At 41.3% G+C, this 3369-nt stretch carries 2 protein-coding genes; both read left to right on the forward strand.

Annotated elements, in window-relative coordinates; genetic code table 11:
• The first annotated feature begins 132 nt into the window (after positions 1–132).
• Positions 133–1086, forward strand: coding sequence for a tRNA (5-methylaminomethyl-2-thiouridine)(34)-methyltransferase MnmD (locus tag GNE10_RS33145; RefSeq protein ID WP_185570301.1), 954 nt, complete (start codon positions 133–135; stop codon positions 1084–1086).
• Positions 1087–2043: 957 nt separating this feature from the next.
• On the forward strand, positions 2044–3273 hold the full coding sequence (locus tag GNE10_RS33150; RefSeq protein WP_185570302.1) for an HD-GYP domain-containing protein: 1230 nt from the start codon (positions 2044–2046) through the stop codon (positions 3271–3273).
• Positions 3274–3369 lie beyond the last annotated feature (96 nt).

Raw genomic sequence — 3369 nt, forward strand, 5'->3', positions numbered from 1 at the left:
GATCGGGGAAATGGGGAGATGGGGGAGACAAGGAGAATAAATCCTGCTTTTCCAGTCAACAGTCAACAGTCAACAGTCAACACTCCCTGTTTCCCTAATGACTAATGACCAATGACCAATGACTAATGACCAATGACTAACTTAGAAAATTTTACACCCAAGCTCACGGCAGATGGTTCGTTCACTTTTGTTTCTCAGGAGTTTGGTGAATCGTTTCACAGTCATTATGGTGCTAAGCAGGAGAGTTTTTTCAAGTTTGTAGAACCAACTCAACTGATGAAAGCAGCGCAAAAACCAGTTTTGCGGCTGTTAGATGTTTGTTATGGTTTGGGATACAACACTGCTGCTGCTTTGCAAACAATTTGGGCAGTAAATCCGAATTGTTATGTTGAAGTAATTGGTTTGGAGTTAAATCCAGCAGTACCGCAAGCTGCCATCGCGCATCATTTGTTTGATAACTGGAACTGCAACTACATTGAAATTTTGTCGCAATTGGCTTTTGAGCATCAAGTACAAAGGGACTGTCTCAAGGCACAATTACTCATTGGCGATGCTAGAAAGGCGATCGCAATAGTACGTGAGTCGAATTTTTTGGCTGATGCAATTTTCCTCGATCCATTTTCACCACCACAGTGTCCCCAACTCTGGACTGTTGAATTTATTAAACAATTGTCGTTGTGCTTACATGAAGATGGTTTATTAGCCACCTATTCTTGTGCTGCTGCTGTACGCACAGCACTGTTGGCTGCTGGCTTGGCTATCGGTTCTACGCCACCGATGGGTAGGCGATCGCCTGGTACTTTAGCAGCACATATCAGAGGATACAAAGCAGAGGAACAGGGGAGTCAGGAAGAGAAATTTCCTCTATGCCCCTATTCTTTAGCCCTTTGTGAAGTTGAGAAGGAACATTTACTCACTCGTGCAGCCATTCCTTACCGCGATCCGCAATTGAGCGATTCCAGTGAAGTTATACTTAAGCGCCGACAACAAGAACAACAAACCTCTTGTTTGGAACCTACCTCCCATTGGCGCAAAAGGTGGCTATCCGCAACACAAGGCAGGGATTTTATCGGAACTAGTTTGTAGTTAACTAGTAGTTCGCTTTCGTGACTTGGCTCTTTAAAGGGTAAAGGGTAAAGGGTAAAGGGGAAAGGTTTTAAATCCCTTACCCTTTACCCCTTTTCCCGACTTATGCAAGAAGTCTATTCAAAAGGTTCACCAATCAAGCCTTGTGATTGTTTGAAAGGGTAGCTTTATTTAGGCCACAGTGTACTAACGAACTCCAAAAAATAAATTATTCCGGTTCTTGCCGTTGACTAATGACTGTGAACCGTCAACAGTCAACAGTCTTCTATGCAATATTTTTTTACTTGGCAGTCTCTAATAATGTACGCGATGAGCCAAGCCTACGTGACTAAAGTTCTTGCCCTCAGTAGTTGATTCCAGAAAACCTTAGATATTTATAGGATTTACGCAAAAATAACGTAATTTGGTCTTTTTACTTGTTTTGCCTACCCTATTCGCTGTTTATACCAGTAGTTCTCCCAATCAGACAGGATTTCCATACTTGTGATTTGGTTTTTTAATACTTAAGTAACGAGTTTTTTCGAGCCAAATAACTTAAACTATGATAAGTAGCTAATATTACATAATTTGTTAACAGTATTTAACTATTGCTATAACTGAAGTAAGTAAAAATGTCTATACCTGATGATGACGATGAGCACTAACAACTACCAGATGGAGATTTCGATCTCAAGCGGTAAATCACAAGCTTTTTGAACGCTGGTACGTAAAAAAATCTCCGTAAAAAGCCTGATTTAACATTTGTACTAATTTATGATACTGGAATTAGAAGCTAAAAATTTGACCGCCAGATACTCCTTATTCGTAACATAAAAAATACATACAGTGAAAAGTTACCCTCGTCAGTTCCACATTACACATCATCTCTATGGAAACCATAACTCAAATACAGCCAAATACTAGCTTTACTTTTCAAATCTGACACTGTTAACTTGCGAAAATAATTGGAGTGCCTTTGTGACTAAATGGAAATCCAACCATAGAGGCTTGAGAACAGAAACTGTTAATGGGTTCAACCCCTTAAGCAAAGTGAAAAGTATCGGTTCAAATCATACCGTAGGATCGCAAAATATAGAGGGTTATTCTTTAGGCTTGTCTCAAGAAGATTTAATACTAGAAGATGACCAACCAGCGTCTTCTTGGATGAAAAATGATGTTAATTTCGATCGAGGTTCATTGGTCTCTAAAATACTACAAGCCAAAGGTTCCAAAGTGAATGGGTTTGATTTAGATCCACCAAAGGTTTTAGTAGTTGATGACCATGCGGCCAGTCGTATGACTGCTGTTGCCCTTTTGGGTATGGAAGGATACGACGTGATTGAGGCCGACAGTGGTTCCATTGTTGTGGGATTAGTAACCCAAAAGCAACCAGATTTAATTTTGCTGGATGTGATGATGCCAGGAATGGATGGATTTGAAGTCTGTCAATTACTGAAACAAGATGAACAAACCAGATTAATACCAGTAATTTTTATTACAGCATTAAACGACAGGCGATCGCGCATTCGAGGCATTGAAGTTGGCGGAGATGATTTTCTCACCAAACCTTTTGACCGTGTGGAACTGGCAGCGCGTGTTAAGTCCCTAGTACGGCAAAAGCGTCTCAACGAAGATTTAGATCATGCCGAACAAGTACTGTTTTCCATCGCTATGTCTATTGAAAGCCGCGATCCCAACACAGGCGGCCATTGCGAACGATTGGTAAAACTCGGACAAGCTTTTGGTGAATACCTCAATCTCTCACGCTATCAAATACGGGATTTGATGTGGGGGGGTTATCTCCACGATATCGGCAAGGTGGGTATTCCCGATGCAGTGCTGCTAAAAAAAGGCCAACTCACTCCCGAAGATTGGCAGATTATGAGGCAGCATGTTTTAATCGGAGAAAAAATCTGCCAGCCACTACGCAGTATGCGTGGTGTAATTCCCATTATTCGCCATCACCACGAACGGTGGGATGGGTCAGGCTACCCCGATAGACTCAAAGGGGATGATATTCCTTATTTGGCGCAAGTATTTCAGATAATTGATATTTACGATGCCTTAACCAGCGAACGACCTTACAAAGAAGCTATGACCAGAGAACAAGCAATTTCAATCATGTTAAAAGAAGCTGATTGTGGTTGGCGCAATCCCAAACTAGTGCGACAGTTTGCTGAGTTTATTCTCTCTTGTGAAGAAAAATAGAGAAAGTAGGAAGTCACACCAATTCAAAATTCACGCATTAAGCTAATACCGATTCAAAAAATGTTTGCGACAGATACCCCACCCGCCTGACGGCAC

The organism is Nostoc sp. 2RC, from assembly GCF_014222165.1.
Lineage (GTDB): Bacteria > Cyanobacteriota > Cyanobacteriia > Cyanobacteriales > Nostocaceae > Nostoc > Nostoc linckia.